8 protein-coding genes are annotated in these 18,855 nt (G+C 60.4%); all 8 read right to left on the bottom strand.

From position 1 onward, the window contains the following. Positions 1-86 precede the first annotated feature (86 nt). Positions 87-12,251, bottom strand: coding sequence for a filamentous haemagglutinin family protein (locus tag ACZ6WW_RS04120; RefSeq protein ID WP_465273090.1), 12,165 nt, complete (start codon positions 12,249-12,251; stop codon positions 87-89). 217 nt (positions 12,252-12,468) lie between these two features. Continuing rightward, positions 12,469-12,834, bottom strand: a complete 366-nt coding sequence (locus tag ACZ6WW_RS04115; RefSeq protein ID WP_465273089.1) for a hypothetical protein — start codon at positions 12,832-12,834, stop codon at positions 12,469-12,471. Beyond that, a complete protein-coding gene (locus ACZ6WW_RS04110; protein WP_465273088.1) occupies positions 12,831-13,448 on the bottom strand; it encodes an OmpH/Skp family outer membrane protein in 618 nt (205 codons plus the stop codon). The genes ACZ6WW_RS04115 and ACZ6WW_RS04110 overlap by 4 nt, the downstream gene beginning before the upstream one ends. Next, positions 13,445-14,077, bottom strand: a complete 633-nt coding sequence (locus ACZ6WW_RS04105) for a hypothetical protein (RefSeq protein ID WP_465273087.1) — start codon at positions 14,075-14,077, stop codon at positions 13,445-13,447. The genes ACZ6WW_RS04110 and ACZ6WW_RS04105 overlap by 4 nt, the downstream gene beginning before the upstream one ends. A gap of 15 nt (positions 14,078-14,092) precedes the next feature. Continuing rightward, positions 14,093-15,847 carry a putative porin gene (locus ACZ6WW_RS04100; RefSeq protein WP_465273086.1) on the bottom strand — a complete coding sequence of 585 codons (1,755 nt, stop codon included), beginning with the start codon at positions 15,845-15,847 and terminating at the stop codon, positions 14,093-14,095. A gap of 53 nt (positions 15,848-15,900) precedes the next feature. Further along, a complete protein-coding gene (locus ACZ6WW_RS04095) occupies positions 15,901-16,572 on the bottom strand; it encodes a TonB C-terminal domain-containing protein (protein ID WP_465273085.1) in 672 nt (223 codons plus the stop codon). Between the two features lie 16 nt (positions 16,573-16,588). Beyond that, positions 16,589-16,996: an ExbD/TolR family protein gene (locus ACZ6WW_RS04090; RefSeq protein ID WP_281848157.1), complete on the bottom strand. Its 408-nt coding sequence runs from the start codon at positions 16,994-16,996 to the stop codon at positions 16,589-16,591. Between the two features lie 14 nt (positions 16,997-17,010). After that, a complete protein-coding gene (locus tag ACZ6WW_RS04085; RefSeq protein ID WP_465273084.1) occupies positions 17,011-18,831 on the bottom strand; it encodes a DUF2341 domain-containing protein in 1,821 nt (606 codons plus the stop codon). Between the last annotated feature and the right edge of the window lie 24 nt (positions 18,832-18,855).

Genomic DNA, 18,855 nt, shown 5'->3' with positions numbered 1-18,855 from the left:
CCTTCCTTGATGAAACGCGTCTTTCCGCGCGACCGCTGCTGCCGTCCGTTCTATCAGGGCGGCAGCTCACGGAAGCGCGTCCTTAATTACTGGGACAAGTGCTTTTGCTCCTCTGCCGTCAGCACTTTTCGCTTGGCGCTCGTCAGGCGTCCCGCTCCCAGAACCTGTACGGGGCTGTCCTGATCGTAGCCATTTCCGCCAACGCTTCCCTGCGGGTTGCTACCGGCGTCACTACCACTACCAAGCACATGGACGGAAATAACCGACGGCTGCTGGTTGCGTGCATCGTCACGTTGCCTGTTGGCCATGTCTTCCGCGACGTGGCTGACAGCGCCCGCTGCGGCGCTTGCAGCGCTCAGTGCACCAACATTGACCGACTGGGCAATCGGCACACCGATCTTCTCGCCCTGCACCTGAATATTGTCGGCGTTGGCCACCTGTGCCGCTGCCACTACCAGATTGCCCGAGACGCGGATACCGGCGTCGCCTGCATCGACGGTCCCTCGTGGCGCCATCAGGAAGGCATTGCCAGCTGGCGCTCCCGCTACCGTTTGCAGGGTCGCGATGCCGGCTCCGCTAACCTCGCCCAAGGGAGCGATTTCGCAGAATGCATCGATATCGCACAAGAAGCTCAGCGGCGGAATCTCGGACGTCGTCTTGGCGCCCTTGCCCGCATTGATATCACCGTTGGAGCTCCAGGCGACAATATCGCCGCCCTGTTCCGTAAAGATGCGACTTTGCGCCAGCAATACACTACGGTCGGTAAAGATGTTGATACTGCCTTGACGAAGAGTGAGCAATCCCAGATTGTTGGGGCCCGCAACGACCTGCCCGGTCAAACTGTTGACGATCACCGGCGGCGACGCAGTACTACCAAGAAGCGCCTGCCCGCCGGGGCCGAGAATGTTCACGTCGCCGCCTTGTTGCGTCTGAATCGTGGTGTTGCGCAGATCCAGATCGCCGGTGTCTATGGTCTTCTGCGCGCCGTTGATACCACCTGCTCCAGCGCCATTGTCCGTGTATCCCAAAGATGCGGGGAACAAGGTGGAAAGCGCGTCGTAACCCCGTGCATATTGGCCCTGGAACGGACTGGACGGGTCGTTGTAATCGGAACCGACCGTCGAAAGAATCTTGAACAGAGCCTTCTGTACGAAAATGAGCTGGACATTGCTCGGTAGCTGTTGGAACTGACTCCATGCCTGATCCGTCGTCAGATTCACTACCGGCTTGTCTTTCACCAGGCCCGTATCCACGGACAAACCGGATACATAGTCATCCATGAAGCTGACAAGGTCAGGGGTCAGGCTCGGAATCCCTTCAACACCTGCCGAAGGATCGATATAACGGGCAATGAATGCCGCCTCGTTGATGCCCGGCGCAATGCCGTACATCAACTGGATCGATGCCCCCTCGCTGGGAAGGTAGGGATTGAACGCATTACCGATGCTATCGATGCCTGACTGTATGTTGCCGTCAACGACCAGGTTACTGTTGCCGGTGTTGATTTTTACTTGAACCGCTTCCGCCTGACTGGTCAACGGACCGATATCGCGGCCAGCCTGCACCTGCAGCGTTCCGGGACCACCTTGTACAAGCACCGGCAGGATGAATGCACCAGTCAGGAACTGGCTGGTATGAAGGGTCAGCGAGGTATCGTAGATATCGCGCCCAGCGGAAATGAGACTGACATCCGAAGCATGGGTCTGCTGGCCGATATAGACCAGATCGACGATATCCCGCCCTGCCTCGATGCGCGCCGGCTTGTTCGGCACGAGATAGAACTCGTTCAGCGCACCACCCTCGCCATCGACGATGTCGCCATTGAGCGCATAGATACGCACCGGCTCGGCGTCGTCACCATGCAAGGGTTGCGGCTGATGCACCAGGCTCGCGAAGTTGGCTATCCAGTTGCCGGTCGAACCGTACAGGTATCCGTTCGCGGCCAGGTTGACGGCCACCCTTGCCCCGTTGCCGCCCAATGCATCCGTATTGAGAGGCGATGGCAGTAACGATGCCGGAGCATCGATAAGACCCCACGACTGATAACTACTCTGCTGATTGTCGAAATGAACCGACCCTTGCGCCAACAGTGTGAGATTGCCGTCGGACGATGGGTAGAGTTCTCCGGGCGAGAGCAGCGACAAGTCGCCACTTGCAGCGGTAAGGTTCAGTGTCGCCGGCAATACGAAGCTTGCCGTACCGTCCACGGCCTCACCGTTGCCAAAGAGTCTCAACGAGTTGGTCAGACTGCCAAAGCGCAGATCGCCGCCCTCGGCCAGGACGGCCAGGGACGAATCGGTCCCGTAGCTCTGTCCATCGAAGTGCCCTGCCGGCAGCGACGCATCCAAGACACCCGAACCTGGAACCAGATCCAGCCAGGAAGGGTTGTATACCCCTCCCAGATCGACATCCTTGCCCGCAGAAACAGTCAATTGAGCGTCCTGCATGGCAAGCAGCGTTGCCACAGGAACCGGGGTGGACGTGCCGTTCAACGTCGTGCTGCTGAAATCAGCGCCGATGCTGCCACTAGCGTGGATATTTCCGGTGCCGCGCGAAACGAAATAGTCGCCGCTAAGGATGTTGCCGCCGGCATTGACGTTGAGATCGCCACTGCCGATGGTATTGACCACACGGCTACCATCGGGATTGGTACTGATGGACCAGGTGGTGGGTAGCGATACCGACAATTGGCGGATATCGCCACCTGCGTCGATAGCAACATTGCCACCAACGCTCATGATGCCTTGGTCGAAACCGCTGAAGTTGATCGATGAACGGCTCCCATCGGCACTGTTGCCAGTTTGCATCCACTGCCACCAGTACTGAGCAATCGAAGTGCCCTTGACTCCTGTGGCGCTGCCATCGGTATCCACGACCTGCTGGATGCCGATGATGTTGCCACCGGCTTGCAGGCTGATATCGCCCGCATCGACTGGATTGACCACGTTGTTCACTGCCAGTTCGGCCGTGCCAGGTGCCTGCCAGAGCGTAACAGATGCCTTCGTCTGGGCGCCTGAGGGCACGCCCGCCGTGTACACGGCGGCGGGCGCCTGATCGTCCAGCCAGACGATATCGGTTGCAGCAGCCATGTCGATATCGCCATTGCCGGTTCTCACCAGTGTCGGCGTATAGACCGTGTGGCCAGTGTTGGGATCGACATAATCGGTATGGCCGTCAAGGGTGATCTGGCCTCCCGCAGAGGCCTGGGCCACACTCGCGGCCTGCACAGCCAATGGATCCGCGCTGGCGAAATTGGCACCACTAACCAGTCGATACGAGCTGCTGTTGCCTCCGACCAGTGTCGCGCTCAACAAAGGAAGCGGGTTACCGGCCGTCATCAAGGGCGAGGGACTGTTATCCGTCGGCGGCGGTGCCGGAGTGATGCGGTCCTCGGTCGTAGGCGGTGCAGCCAGCGTTACCAGATCGTCCGGTACCGCCAAAGTGGCCTGACTGAATTGCGCTTGCTTGGCGGCATCAAGCAGATAGTCCTGATAGCTCGCGAAATAGGCAGGGTAATTGTTGAGTGTCGTGGGCGATGGCGGCGGCGCCTCATGCGATATGCCAGGAGTACCTATTCCAAGCGCGACTACACCCAACAGGAGCGCCGGCGGTGCGGAGTCCAGCAACGGATTGGTCGAATTCTCGGTCAGATATTTTGCATACAAAATATACTGACCGTAATATTCGTTGATTGCCTCCTGATCCGCTCCCTGCAACTCCACTGGGGCGAAGAACCATCCCGGCACATCATCGGTCGACACGAACAGATTGTTTTCAACCGCATTTTGCAGGTCCAGCCAGGCATCGCTTGCCGCCTGCCATGTTCCATCCGGTGGCGCGGCACCGGAGACGACACTTGAGGTCTGGAAAAATCCATCCGTAATGCTCGCTCGAATATCGAGGTTGCGCTCCGCGCGGAAGCTGAGGATCGGCGCCTGATCGCCATAGCGATACGCCAGATTGAGGCTTCCGTCCGCGTTCTGGGTACCGGCGCCAAGATTCCAATTGGTCAGGATCGAGATATCGCCCTGATTCTTTCCCGGATCGGGATTGATCAGATCGATACCCGGACGAATGTTGAAATTGGCAATCGAGGAGAACCGTGATCCGACATTGATACCCGGGGTCTCCACAAAGCCCATCAACGTACCCGGCCCCTTGGACGGATCACCATCGACATACCCATAAAAGCTTTGATGCGCCGTATTCGGCGTATCCGGGACGAACATATATTTGGCCAGATATTCGGCCATCTGAGCTGCGTCGTTCGGATCGGGAGCAGGCGGCTGGTTGCCGGCGGCATCCACGAAATGGCCGGAAACCAGTCGAGCCTGATTAGTCGCCGGATCAATTTCATACCAGCCGGCCGGATCCACGATACCGTCAAAATGCTGCGCGGGATTGCTCGCACCGTTGGCGTCATCCGTGCTCCATGTGGCATAGGCCTCTAGCGTAACGCCACTGCTGTCGATCAACTGAGCGCCGCTATCCACAGTCACATTCACGTCTTTGGTGGTCAGCAATGGTGCACGCAACACAAGGGAGCCGTCGCCGCCATCGCCACCCATCTTCAGCACCGCATGGTTGCCGATAACGATGGAACCCGAATCTTCCGGTAGAACGTTCTCGTATCCGTATGTGGCGTCATAGCCACCCGAACTGCGACCATCCGTGCCGATCTCTATATCGCCGCCCGTAAGCCCCTTGCCGGTGGCGAAGGTCAGCAGAGAACCCTCCACGTCCACCCCAGCGCTGCCGTACAAAGTGATGGGACCACCGAGCGTACCGGATGTGTTCAATGTGCCGTTGATGTGTATCCAACCGCCATTCGCCGGGTCGCCATCGGCAGTAAGCACGATCTGATGCGCTGAGAGACTGCGATTGGCATCCAGGTCGAGATTGCCTGCACCGCTGCGAATCGATAACGCGCCATCCATGCCACTGGTTGCAAGCAGATCGGCCAGCGCATTGAGGTCCACCGCACCGCCGGCATCCAGGCTCAGACTACCGCCGAGATAACCTGTTGCCGCCGCGCCCAGGAGATGATTTCCCAGTACGGCCTGCCCTCCCGCCGTAACCGCCAAACGGCCTGCATTGCCTCCACTCTGACTTCCCGCGACGTCCAGTACGGCGTTGCCGCTTGTCTGAACATTGCCAGTAGCCGTCAAAGTCAACGTGCCGCCAGGGAGGAAAGACTGTACGTCGTTGTATGTCTGGGCAACGCCGGCCACGCTGAGATTCGCCTGATCGCCGATCGTGATATCGCCGCTTGTCGCATTGACAGTCAGCTTGCCGGCAGCCGCCGAAATGTCCGTATCGAGCAGTACCGATCCGCCGGTCAGGGTCAGGCTTCCGCCTGTCGCCTGTAGCGCCAATGGGCTGCCGGCGATCGATGTCGCCGAGAGTGCACCACTCGTCTGCACGGTTGTGCTGGCACCGGTTGCAGCTCCTATGAATGGCGTCTGCAGGTTAAGATCCAGCTGTCCGAAATCGAAAACCCCATTACCTTGGGCAACCACGCCTTGAGTCGCAGTGATTGTCGCTCCGCCGAAACCGCGCAGTGTCCAAGCACCATCGCCAAGGTCCAGTTCGCCGGTCTGAATGGACAACTGACCCGAACCGCTTCCAAAGGCGGATGTCCCACCCGTGTCGTTTTCGAGGCTCAACTTAGCCGCATGGATGGCTACGACGCCGCCATCGCTGGTCAGTGCGCTCGCATCGAGTTCCAGGTTGTGATCCAGACTCACATTGATATCGCCAAGGAAGTCCAGCGTGCCGCGACTCCGCAAGGTCACGTTGTCAGCCTGGTTGAACTGGCCCAACGTCGCATTGCCGACCAGGAATCCGGATGCATCGGCAGGCGAAGCATCACCGACAAAGGCAATACGGTTTGCGGTTATGTCAATGTTCTTGGCACTGATCAGCGCATCGGCATCTACATGCGTATTTCCGGTTGCATCCATGCTCAGCGCGTTATCCCCAGCGACGGTCGCACCTGCCGCAATCGATATGTTGCCCTTGGCCATGCCGGCCGCGCCATCGATACCGGTTACGTCGTGACGCACGATAGACCCGGCGCTACCGCTCGATACGCGCAACAGCGCGCCATCGCCACTGACGGCAGGTGCCGTGCCGCTTGCTGTCTGCCCGATAGTCAAAGGAGTACCGTTCAAGCCGGTAACGGCGCCGGTACCACGCAGGACGCTACCCGCATCGATCTCGATACCGTTTCCGGAACCGTCGGTCGCGAGAATGATCTCGGGGCCGGATAGCGGGTTGGCGGCATCGTTGGACACGACGATGCTATTTGCCTGAACGTCCAGCACATCGCCATCATCGCTGCTGCTGCGCGTACCGCCAATCAACAGACTCGATGCTCCAAGCGTCGTCAGGCCGTTCGCGTCAATGGCCAGATAGCCATCCTTCGCCTGTTCACCGCTACCAAGTATTTGGATCAATTGTCCCGTAATATCGACTTCAGCGCCGCGCCCGCCTGTACCTACGCCGACAGTCAATGTGGCACCGAGGTCCAATTGCTTGCTGGCCGCGAGCACAAGGTGCCCGGCGTCCTGGGGTAACGGCGGTGCCACGACGCCATCATGTTGGGCTTGAGTGGCAAAGAATTGGCTTGCATCGGTCTCGGTATATTGCGAGTACTGTTGCCATACTGCCGACGATTGCACGGAGAATGTCGTAGTCCGCGCGTCATGGGCACCCGTCAACGCGTCGACGAAGTAGCCTGCCACCATCTGCGTACCGTCCGGCAATGTCGCATTCCGGCCGAGTACGGCATCTTGCGAACCGGTGTTTTGCACGACGCGGAACGCTCCTGGGAGGGTAGCGTAGCGCGCTGGCAACAGCGTGTAGATTCCGGCCGGCAAACCCGGTACACCGGACAGATACACCGCCTGCCCTATAGCCGGATCCGCACCAGCGCCTTTCTCAAGAGCAGCATCGTGCGCGCCGACCGGCGCGGAATAACCAGGAACGACCGCATAGACCGGCCGATTGTCCGGATATTGCGATTGCTGCGTTCCCGTCGTGCTGGTGGCATAGCTCACCTGAGACTGCAGCAGGATATCGCGCGAACCGCCCGTGCCCGGTATCCATTCGAATGCCTGGAGGTCGCCGCCGCCGGAGACATCGACCGTAGCACCTTGCTGCAACGAGACCTGTTGGCCGTGGATACTTATCTGCTTGGATGGCGGCGCCGTCAGATCGGCCCCGGTGGCAAAAGGCGAGGCGTCGTATCGCCACTCCTGGCCGTCCACCGTACTGCCATAGGGTAAAATCGCACCGCCCAGCGATACGCTGGTTGTGCTGCCTGGCAGCAAATCCACGGTGTCTGTCGTCGGCAGTGCAAACGACGAGGAGAGACCCAGTGCGGAGCGTTCGGAAGCCGCATCGTCGATACCCAACACGATACTGCCCGACGGCACCCACAACGTGCCGCCCTGCTCGATGTTCGACGCGGCAACCGCCAAGGTTCCGCCGGCCGAGAGCGGAGTCGAATTATCGGTGTTACCGCTGTTCAAGAAGCGAATAGTCGTGGTTCCGCCAGCCATCTGCGGAGAAGCATCGAGCAAGAAGCTGTATCCGCTTTGCGGATAAAGGCGAGTGGCACCGAAGGTCATATCGCCACTACTGAACAGCCAGCCGGTCAGCGGCGCTCCCGTCGCACTATTGAACGCGTCCAGCGCCGGAAGATAGAAACGCAGATCACCCGCAGAATAAAACCCCGATTGCGCGAAACCTGCCAACGATACGCGGCCGCCGATGTCGATGAATTGACCCTTGACGTTCAGGTTCCCGTCGCCACCGACAACAAGTGGCGCGGCAGTGGCCGCATTGGAGTTGGCGAGATAGACGTAGGGAGCGGTGATGCTGACGTCACCTGCGCCGGTTACGCTGCTGCCATTTGCCGGCGGCAAAGCGGCATCAGCCGCACCAGCCACCAGAGCGGTGGTATTGATTGTAACGCTGCGTGCCAGATTGATCGACACATCGCCGGCGAAAAGAACGGGCACGACTCTATAGTTATTCTGCGAATCGGCATCGCCTACGGTCGGCCCGATGGCGAGGTCGGTTATGCCCGATCCATCCAAGCGGTCGATCGCAAAACGCAGCACACCGGAACCGGCCAGCTGCTTTGCATCGGGCTCGACGGCGTCTCCGGGCTGATATCCAGCTGGCAACAGATTGCCGCTTTGCTGCAAAACGATATCCACCGGCTGCGGCTGAACAACCTGGTTGCCGTTAATGAGTGGAGTCAATGCCCGGATCACCAGGCTGCCACCGCTGCCTTGCGCAGCACCAGCATGAGCCGAAAGGCTTGCATCGAAGAACAGGCCACCGCCCGCTGCCAGATCGATACTGCCTGCATCGCTCCATACCGGCGTCGCCACTACACTGAATACGGGAGCACCAAGCAACGTCTGCCCACTTGGCAACTGATAGACATCGCTGGTACCGGAGACGTCGATGCGAGCCCCCTCCTGCGCCAGCAGAAACTGGTCGGCCGAGACGCTGACCTGACCACCATCGAGAACCGTTCCGGTGCGGGGAATAAACCCGCCGTTCAAATTACCGGCCACAGGGGCCACAGGATCGATCAGAGATATACCGCTGGCGTCGATGAGACTATCGGGACCAAGCCACACTGCGCGATCCGGCGCGATGTAAGCCCCAAAAGTGTCGATGTGGCTGCTCAAACCGATATTGCCGCCATGTGCGACAACACTGCCGTATATCTCGAGACGATCGGCTGCCTGCAGATTTATGTCCGCGCCCGGATCCACCTGGATCGACGCTCCCTTGCCGACCACCAGAGAGCCGTTTTGCCCATAATTTACCGGACCGGTCGAATTCGAAATCCAATCCTGATACAGACCTGCCTGCAGCGAAAATCCCGCCGGGTTGCCCGAACCGGTGCTATCGAGCCAACGATGATAGTCATCCTGATAGCCGACACTACTCAGGCCATTGGCGTACACATTCGATCCCGTCGGGGCGGCTGCCAATGCATTGTAGTTGGGCAGCAGACTCGCCGGCTTGACGACGATCGATGTGTTGTCCGCGATGGTGGCGTCCGCCATCGACTTCAGTTGATAGTTGGCAAAACCCTGGCCCGAAAAGAATGACGCAGGCAGGTAAAGCAGCGGAATCCCGGCGTCATCCGCCGGCTGATCTCCACCGATCTGGATCTGCGGTGCGGAAATGCTGAGTGTGCCGCCACCGGCAAATCCATATCCGAGCAGACTGCCGTCCATGGTGATCCGGCCACCGGAAAGACTCTGCGGCGGAGAATTGGTCGTACCAGCATATGTTGCCAGCGTTATATTCCCGCCTCTGCCCAACGGAAGATCGTTTTCAACCTCCACTAGACCGTTCTGCTGAACATATCCGCCGCTGGACACATCCAGGACACTGCCTGTGTCCAACAAGATGGGATCGTCAGCGCCAGATCCCACCATCGCCGTAAGGTTGATCGAGCCGCCGTTTATATATTGCTTGCCGACCAGAGTATCCTCGGACTGGCCACTATCGTTCACCCACAGGCCGCGCGCATCCAGCGTTACTCCACTGGCAACCGTAATCCCCGAATGGCCGCTCGCAGCACCGCCGACATTGTTGTTGATCGAGGTGATATTGATCGCGCCGCTTGTTGCCTGGATATTGCCCGCCAAGCCTATCCGCGAACCGACCAGGTCGATTTCACCGCCTGGATGCACGCTGAGCTGATGAGCGTCATCTTCGATGTCGCCGCCCGTTGCCAATTTGAATTTCGAGAAGCCGCCACGGTCAATCATGTCCGTCGAAATCAGATACCACGTATCTTGCGGACCGCCTGGCGCATCCGGATCGCCCAAAGGTGTCTGCGCATCAAAAACCGGATTGATTGTCTCGATCGGTGCCGCTTGATCGACAAGACGATAATTCACATCTGCCGCGCTGGCCGGATTGTTCAGTGCATCTCCACCGCCAATAGACAAACTACCGCCCAATGGAGCCGCGCCCTGGACAACCTGATTTCGTCCCGCATAGGCCTGTGCTGAAAGATTGCCATCGAGCACGGCGATGCCCTGCACCGCCGTGTCGCCAACCGCTCCGCCAATGGTGATTGCACCCGCATTGGCTCCCTGGATAAACCCGTTGTCGTAACGGGTCATGCCACTCAGTAGTGGGTTGGAATAGGTTTCGTTCACGCCCCATCGGATATGCGCATCATCGTACTGCCCGGCAAAGCCGACATAGTCGATATTGGGATCGGCAGAGGCGATGTTGTAGATGCGACCGTCCGCGCCAAGCAGATTGGGCGTCTGGATCCAACCCGGCAAATAGTTGACGTAGCCGCCGTCCGCCCTCAGCTGCGACCCAGTACGGGTAATCACCTGATCCGCGGCAAGCACGATATTGCCGCCTTTGAGCATGAGCTGGTCGATGCTGCGCGGCACGTTTTCCACGTAACCGGCCGCGTTAAGTACTGGACTGCCGACCCAATCCAGACCATCGGCACGTACACCGCTCTGCGAGCTGTCGATGACGATATTTTTTTGCGTATAGAGAAAACTGTTCCGCAATAACGGCGAGTCCGCCAACTCGTTCTGGCCGACGCGCGGAATAGTTACCAGCAAGGCCGACATCGGCAACTCGACATCGGTCAGGCCCGATACGTCGATAATGGCATCGTGGTCTATATACACACGGCTTGGCGCCTGAGACACACCACTGGATACGGCCAGCAAACTGACGTTGCCGCTCGGAGCTTCGATCAGCGCCCCTTGGTCCAGAACGATGCTACCCGTGGAGGCAAGTGTGATCGAGCTGGTATGAAAGGCCTGATCGGCGGCACTGCTGGAGGATGTTGTCTCACCGTCCTTTTCAGGTAGCACGGTCACTACGGCATTCTGTCCAAGCTCCACGCTCGACGTGGTAGCTCCTATCTGAATGCCGGTAAACGTTATCTGGCCTGGACTGTTTAAACTCGTTGAAGCCACCACCACGCCATTTTGCTGCAAGGACGTACCCAGCCACTGCACAGCGCCACGGCGCGTCTCGATCAAACCGTCGTTTTCGACGCTACCGGTCCAGTTCGGAAGCAGGGCAGGACTATCGCCACGAGCAACGGTAAACGAACCGGGACTTCCACTGCTCGGAGCTACGTACTTCAACCGGTCAGCCGAAGCGAGAATGGCCGTACCGCCATCGGCAACAAGGGACCCGCTTTGTTGAATCGTTGGTGCGGCCAACAAGATATAGCCTTGCGCCTGACCTTGTATGGAGGCACCTTTCTCGACAGTTATACCGCCACTTGTCACCAGCTTGCCCGACGTGGCATCCACTTGACCGCCGTCGACCAGGAAGGCAGTCACTTGGCCGTTGCTACTAATCAGGTTGTTCGGATCAGTCGTCTGTGCGATGCCGCCCTGCAAGAAAAATGCATTGCTCGCATTCACATCACTACTGAACAGATTCATCGACGTCGCCAACAGCGAATGCGTATTCACCTGGCTACCGGCGCCGAACAGAATGCCGTTGCGATTGATCAGATAGACCGAACCCTCGGCCTTGATCTGGCCAAAGATCTTGCTGGGTCCGGTGGTGTCGTTGATGCGATTGAGCGCAATCCAGTTATTGCTGCCGTCGGTCTGGGTGCCGCCGGTCTGGTCGAAATGCAGCGTGGTGTGGCGGCCGACGTTGAAGCTGTCCCAGGTGAGGATGGCTTTCTGTGCGGTCTGCTTGACCTCGACATCGGTCTGGCCGTTGCTGACGCTTTGCGTTGGCGCGTTGGCGTTCTGCCATAGGGCGGGATTCTTGGCGATACCCGCGGCAACCTGCAGACCGCCTGCCGCGATACCGTCAGGCACGGGAGAGCCCGCCAACGCCTGCGCCGCCTGCTGAACCGCCTGTTGGTTGCTGATCTGTGCGGCAACGGCTTGCGCGGCGCTGTTGAGATTCTGCAGCGCCTGCTGCACGCTTTGCTGTTGCTGCGCTTGCACCGCGTTCAGCGGGGACAACCCCGGTATGCCTGCCGAACCCGGCGTGCCCTGCGCGTTGGCGCCTGCGGCGGCCTGGCGCTGCGAGGCCAGCCACGACTGGCTCAGCGGCGGCCCGCCGGCGTGCGCGTGCATCGCGCTCATGGCGAAGGCTGCGGCAATCCATTGCGCCAGCGGGCGCCGGTGCATCGGGGCCCTGTTGTTCGCGCCCTGGGGCGCCTGATTCTTGCTGGTCGGATGCAATGGCTTGATCACGCGAACCTCTTCCCCTGGTGTGCTTTGTCGATATGCGCAGCACGACCGCCGCGACCCGAGAGCCATCGACGATCGTGTTCGCCAGGGCGTCCCTGCCCGCCCGCTTTCCCTATCACTTAACTAGACCGACCGATTCATGGCCGACTGAACCGCTGTCACTGAAATTTCATCTATCTGGGCAACCCAGGCGATTTAACGCGCCTCTGCAATGCAACCGTCATCGACCCGGCACCAATAACGGTGGCGGCACGGGTGGTGGCGGACGCTGCGGATGCACCGATCTGCCCAGCTGGTCGCCCATGCGATTGCTGAACGCGGAAAAATTGAACTGCCCCACCTGCCGGTTCGACGGCTCGGTGGCCACCGCGGCGGTCAGTCCTGGCGCCGGCGGCGCCGAGGTGTCGGGCGCGAGTTGATGATTGAGGCACGCATAGGCCAGCACCGGATGATCGTTGATGCTGACGTCGACACAGGTATCCGGATGGGGCGCTACACGTGTAGCGCCCTTGGTGTCATCGGCATGCGCAGCAGCCACCGCGAGGACGAATATGAGGCTTCTTACGCTCGCGCGTAACGGGCTCATGGGCTGCGTTGACCACCGTTGGCTGGCAGGTTTTCACGCTCGAAGCTGATCGTGGTGACGCTTGCGTCGAGTCCCTGCACGACGGCCGCGGTGAGGTCGTTGCTCATGTTGCCGCCAAGTACCGCATTGCGATCAAGCAGAAGTCCACAGCCCTTGCTCTTGTAGACGCTAGCGATCACCGGCTGAGCAAGCTCAGCAATGCGCCCAGTCGCCTTTTCGCGCGTGATTTCGATTTCACGCGAGCGCTGCGTATTGAGCTGCTGGACTTGTTGCATGCGCACGGCAAGCGCCTGTTCCTGCTTCATGCGATCGTCGGGCTTCAGACTCGATGCTTGCGCACGTAGTTTCTGCACATCGACATCGACCGGCTTGCGCTGCGCATCGACTTCCGCCTGAGCCTGCTGTGCAAGCTGAGTAATGCGAGCCGATGCAGCCATGCCGACCTTGGCGTGTGCCACCACCGCTTCGCGTGACAGCAGGCAGACGCCGGCAATCGCAGGACCATCCAACGGCGCCGCCTTGGGCGGTGCCGGCGGTTGTGCCGCCGACACCGCTGCCGCACTCAGTGCCACGGCAACGCCAAGCACGACTCGTTTCAGACTATGCGCGCTCATGGCTGCTTCGCCGGCGTAGCGCGCGGATCAAAGCGCTGTTCGTACATCCGGTCGCCATAGGCTTGCGCGGCATTGTCGAGCTTGACTCGCGCCGATGCGGCGAACGGCTGGCGCGCGGACATGATGGTGCCCATGTCCATATGCGCATACGCGTCGATCACCTCAAGGCCCACTTTGTAGAGCTGTTCGTTTTTCGCCGTGCAGGCCTCGACCTGCTTTTGCGATTCGCCAAGTTGCGTGGCCAGCGTCGCATTACGTGCATCCTGCTGCTTGGCCTGGTTAGACGCCTGGGCGAACGCGGCTTGTGCCTGTTTCGTCTCTTGCTGCGCCTTCTCGCGACCCGCCTTTTCGGCGGCGTTCTGTGCAGCCAGCGCGGGCGACGTGCCACGCGTCTTGGCCAACTCGGCCTGCGCCTGCTCCAGCGCCTTCTTGGCCTGGTCGCGCTCCTGCTCCAGCGATGTCTTCTGCCCCTGCCACTGCGCCTGCTGATTCTGCAGATCCTGCAACTGGCTGCGCGTGTCACGCAGCTGCGCACGCAGCTGTTCTTCCAGACTTTGCTGCTGCGCATGCAGTCCGGATGCGCTTGCGCACAATCCCAACCATACGACCATAGCTACGATGCGTTTCATCGGCGTAAGCCCTCCTTAGAACTTGCTGCTGATTTCAAGCTGCATCACATCGATGGACAGCGGCGGGCCGAATACTTCCTTGGAGTTGAAGTAACGCGCGGATATCCAGGTGTTCGGCGCGATGCCGTAATCGGCGGTCAGGATGAAGCCCTTGGCGTTGGTGCCGCCCAGGTGGAAGTTCTGGTCGGTAAGACTGTCGAGCATCGAATCGGGCTGGATGTACTTGTAGCCGAGCGATACATTCCACTCGTTCGCCGCCATCGGGTTCGGGTTGCCGACCACGCCGCGAACCATCCAGGCAACCGGACCGCTCTTGTAAGCGCCGGGGACATTGGGATCGCTGCTGCTTTCGAAGTTGTTGACCGGCTGTCCCAGACCGTTGGGATAACGGAACGCCGTGCTCTCGTGATAAGCCATGTTGCGCACATAGTCCGCCTGCAGGCGCACCGGCGTCTGGCCGACCTTGAAGTCGAACTGACCGGTCGCGTTGGCCAGGTGATAGTTGTAGGCCAGGCCGACCAGCTGTGGCTGCGCGTAGTTGCTCGGATTGGTGGGGTCCGGAATGATGTCGCGCAACAGGAATACCGTATTGCCCTTCTGCATGTACTGCGGCGCGGTATCGTCGGTGCTGCAGAAGTTGATGCCGGTGTACAGCGCGCACGGCTGCGACAACTGGCCCTGCATGCGATTGAAGTAGTAATACGCCAGCGCAACCTTCAGCTTCGTATCCTGGTCGAACTTCCAGATCGCACCGATCTGCGCCGCCGTCAGCCATTTGTCGTAGCTGGTGTTCTTCTCGGTACCCAGGGCTTGCGAGGGCGTATCGTTGCCGGTGAACTCGATCGGGAAAGCGCCGACCGTAGCAAACGTATCGAGGCTGTCGTTGAACGGCACCTTGAACTGACCGGCGATGCCGTCGAAGTTCAGTTCGTTCGAATAGATCAGGTCGGTAGCAAGGAAGGGATTGGCGAAGCGGCCCGCCGAGGCCTTGGCCCAGTCGGTCGGGGTCCAGGCGATCCAGGCGCGATCCAGCCAGATGTTCTTCTTGATCAGGCCGCCACCCAGGGTCTGCGTGGTCGAGACCGGATTATTGTCGTTGCCCGAACCCAGGCGGATACCGGCGGTGATCGTGTCGCCCAGCTTCACGTCCATGCCGATGTGCGCTTGCAGACGCAGCATGTTCAAGCGGTTCTGCTGCGTGTTGAAGATCGGCGGCGTCACGCCCTGGGTGATCTTGCTCAGGTCGAACGGACCCGTGCGATTGAGCGTGCCGTAGTCGATAAAGAACGGCGAATTGCTGCGGCTGAACAGCCACGATTCGTCGCGCACATGGATGTCGCCCGACCAGCTGATGCGATCGAGCCATTCGGGCAAGGCATTGGGTTCGGCCCAATGCTCGCTCTTGGCCTGTGCGATCACTTCTTCCTTGACCTGGTCGCGGATCTGGTTACGTACGCTTTGCGGCACATAAGGCACGCGCACATCGCCCGGCTGCGCACCGTCGTTGGCGGTGGGGTTGGCCTGCGCGGTCTGACGTGCGGCCTGGGCCGCTTCGGACTGCGCCTGTGCCAGCAAGCCGTCGGCATCGGCCTGGGTGATCAAACCTTTCTTCACCATCAGGCGAATCAGGTTGATCGTCGCATTGGTGGACGGGGCTGCATCCTGCGCTAGCACACTGACGCTCGCTCCACCCAGCAACAGGCTGACGGCCAGGCACAGCGCGCGACGGTGTAGTCGCGTGGAACCTGGTTTGGCGATCGATGACTTCATGAGTTTCTCCGCTGCGGCTAGTCGCCGTGGCTGGGTGGATAGATAGAGTGGTGTCAGCTGGGTCGCCGTCCGCGCATCGATGCGCGTATGGGCATGGATAATTTGGGCGGCGGTGCGGTATCGAGATGCAGCCCCTGCAAGGCATCGATCAGCGCCTGATCAATGGTCGGCGAACCACTGGAACCCTGAAGCACGATGCGGCTGATGACGCCGTCCGGGCCGATCCATAGATTGGCTTGCACGTCGAACACCAACCGGCGCGTGCGTTCGTCGCGCTGGATCGCCTGCTGCAATTCGTAGCCGAGGTATTGGTCGTAGGAACCGCCGCCCAGGCCCGTACCGCCGCCCGAACCGACCATGCCGCCACCGTCGCCCGCACCGATATTGAACGAGTCGTTGCCGGCCTGCGCCGGACCATCGATGGTGATCTGCTTGGGTGAATCCGGGGCCTGCTTGGGTGCCTCGACCGGCTTGACCGGCTCGTTCGGCTTGGCGATTTCCTGCTTGGTTTCCTCGACCTTCTTCGGTTCCGGCGGCTTCTCTTTCGGTGGCGGCGGTGGCGGCGGCAACGGCGTGATGGTGGCGATGCGCGGCGCCGAACGGCGCACGCCCACCTGATGGCCGGCAAATTGCCAGACCGCCAACGCCACCAGCACGACCACCACCAACGCGATCAGACGACCGCGCCAGCGCTGCCAGGGAGTTTTCTGATCGAAATCGTCCATCGACTCGCGCCCGGGCTCAGTTGCTTTGCTGCCGGCCGGTCACCAGACCGACCTGCGACAGATCCAGACGACGAAGCAGATCGAGAATGTCCACCACCTTCTGGTATTGCACGTTGGAATCGCCTTTGACGATCACCGGGAAATCCGGCGAGACCGCCTTTTGCGTGCGCAACCGCTGCTCGAGCTCACCCAGCGTCACCGGGAAGGCATCGAGAAAAATCTGCCCGCTATCGGACACGGTGATCGCCTTGGTCTGCGGCTTGGCCAGACTGACCGAGGCACTGGCCTTGGGCAGGTTCACCTTGACGCCCTGCACCGAAGCGGTGGTCATGATGATGAAGATCACCAACAACACATAAGCCAGATCGAGCATCGGCGTGATGTTGATGTCGTCATAGGGCTTGTCGTCGTCCTGTACTTGCATGGCAGCGCGCTCCCTTAACCGACCACGGCACGTTCGGGTTCTTTCTGGTCGATGTCGCGATGCAGCTCGGCCAGGCGCGTTACGAATTCATCGACGAACACCTGCATGTTCGCCGTCACTGCCTTGTTGCGGGTCAGCAGGTAGTTGTAGCCAAACAGCGCGGGAATCGCGACGAACAGACCGGCGACCGTCGCCAGCAACGCCGCGGAGATACCCGGCGCGATCGCGTTGACGTTGACGTCGCCTGCCGCGGCGATCGCGGCGAAGGTGATCATCACGCCGACCACGGTACCGAGCAGACCCAGGAACGGGCCGCCGGAAATGGCGATCGTCAGCAACACCATCGAGCGGGCCAGGCGCTGGTTCTCACGCACCAGCGTCGAGTCCATGACCGCGCGGATCGCTTCGATCGACTCGGAGGCGATAACCAGGCGACCATGACTGTCGCGGCGACGCCAGACTTCCTTGGCGCCGACTTCGTAAAGCCGGAACAACGATGACTTGCCCAGTTCGCGCAGCAACGCCGGCTGCCCTTCCGCACTGGCCATGCCAAGCAGGTTGGTGCCCTGCGCGCGGAAGCGATCGAGAAAGCGGTCATTCGCACGGGTGACTTCGCTGACATAGCGGCCACGCGTCCACATCACCACCCACGACAGCACCGCCATGATCATCAGGATACCGATGACCACCCAGGCGTCGACGGTGACGGATTTGACGATGATGCCGAAGTAGCCAAAGCCGAAACCGGATTTCTTCTCGTCTTCGCCATAGGCGATCAGCTTCGACTCTGCGCCCTGTGCCAGCACGTCGGCCTGGATCAGCGTCACCGGACGCGCACTGCGCGAGAGGCGCAACTCGTCCATTTCGCCGGTGAAGTTCGCCAGCGCTTGTGCCGCGTCGACACCGGCCGCCTCACCACCGATCGTTGCCGCACTGGTCAGCGCAGGCAGTGCCGCGGCAACCTGTGCATACGACTTGCCGTCGACATACAGGGTGACCTGGCCGGACCCGGCGACCACGGCGATATGCGTCCACTGGCCGGCCTTGAGCGGTTCGCCCGGCTGGCTGCGCTGCGGCTGGTCGCCATCGACTTCCACGAACGGCACCGCGCCGTTCAAGCCGATCAGCAAGGCCTTGCCATCCTGGCGATGTGCATACAGCAGGGTCGGCGCGGTCGGCAGCGCATCGAGCTTGATCCAGCTGCTGAAGGTAAACGCGCCGCCGGCCGTAGTGGCCAGCGAAGCACTGGCCGGCAGGGTCACGGCCGTCTTGCCGTCGAAGCTGGCCGCCTTGCCGATCACGCCGCCATCGACCATGCGCAACATGCCGGCTTGCGCATTGTTGTTGTACGCAGTGGCGTCGTGCGGCGGCGCACCGGCGTTGTCGTCGAAGTGGTAGACCAGCGCGTAATCCGGGTCGAAGGTTGCCGCGCCATTGCTTTGCGCCGGCGCCTTGCTGTTGCCGTAGTACATCCACACGGTCTGTTGCGCACTGGCCGGCAGGTCGGTCACGTCCAGCCAGATCTGCGCCACGCCAAGGACCGGATCGAAGCTTTCGATCTGGTAGTTCAGCGGCGTCTTTCCGTCCGACCCGATAAAGCGCAGGTCGTTGCCGTTCTGCGCCACGCCGTCGAACTGGAAGTTACCCGAATGCAAGCGGATCAACAGCGGCACGCGCCCTGCCCCTTGCGACAGATTCGCGCCCTTGGCACTGGTGTCCAGGGTGATTTCTTTTCGGAACGACCAGTCATCGTTCCACCAGCCCGCATCGGCGGCGAGCGTGATGCGCGGCAGCCATGCTAGGCATAGCGCACAGACCAGGATCAGGAATCGCATGACCTTTGAACCTCTATCCGAAAT

This window comes from Dyella sp. NPDC103356, from assembly GCF_055584465.1.
Note: the sequence above shows the minus strand (reverse complement) of the source record. Positions and strands in the feature narration are given on the sequence as shown.